The organism is Vibrio sp. HI00D65 (assembly GCF_001635455.1).
Lineage (GTDB): Bacteria > Pseudomonadota > Gammaproteobacteria > Enterobacterales > Vibrionaceae > Vibrio.
The window spans coordinates 1-631 of the sequence record NZ_LWEH01000560.1 but is presented as its reverse complement, the minus strand read 5'-3'; the positions used below and the strand labels follow the sequence as shown (position 1 = coordinate 631).

The following is a 631-nucleotide window of genomic DNA, read 5'->3' as shown; positions in this document are numbered from 1 at the left end:
AAGCATCTAAGCGGGAAGCGAGCCCTGAGATGAGTTTTCCCTGGCGCTTTAAGCGTCCTAAAGGGTTGTTCAAGACTAGAACGTTGATAGGCAGGGTGTGTAAGCGCTGTGAGGCGTTGAGCTAACCTGTACTAATTGCCCGTGAGGCTTAACCATACAACACCCAAGGGGTTTTGATGGACTCAAAAATACAAACGCTTGAATGAGTTTGAAGAGATAAGACTTTTAATAAGCTTTCCAGATTATTTTGCCTTCAGCTTTTAAAAAAGCTGAAAGTAAAAGCAAAATTTTGCTTGGCGACCATAGCATTGTGGACCCACCTGATTCCATGCCGAACTCAGAAGTGAAACACAATAGCGCCGATGGTAGTGTGGGGCTTCCCCATGTGAGAGTAGGACATCGCCAGGCTCCAAATTTATTTTCACTTTTCAAAAGTGAAGACAAGAGTGTTAGGAACGACTTGTCAGCGACGACAAGTAGTCCACTGCGGAGTGGTAGTTCAGTTGGTTAGAATACCGGCCTGTCACGCCGGGGGTCGCGGGTTCGAGTCCCGTCCACTCCGCCACTTATTATAAAAGCCCTGCTAGAAATAGCAGGGCTTTTTTACATCTATCAAAAATGTATGCTGTAT

1 tRNA gene and 2 rRNA genes are annotated in these 631 nt (G+C 45.8%); all 3 read left to right on the top strand.

What is annotated here, in order from left to right:
* A 23S ribosomal RNA gene (locus A3712_RS23810) occupies positions 1–156 on the top strand; the annotation flags it as partial.
* A 136-nt stretch (positions 157–292) separates the two neighbouring features.
* Positions 293–408 (top strand): 5S ribosomal RNA (rrf, locus tag A3712_RS23805).
* An 80-nt stretch (positions 409–488) separates the two neighbouring features.
* A tRNA-Asp gene (locus tag A3712_RS23800) sits at positions 489–565 on the top strand.
* Positions 566–631 lie beyond the last annotated feature (66 nt).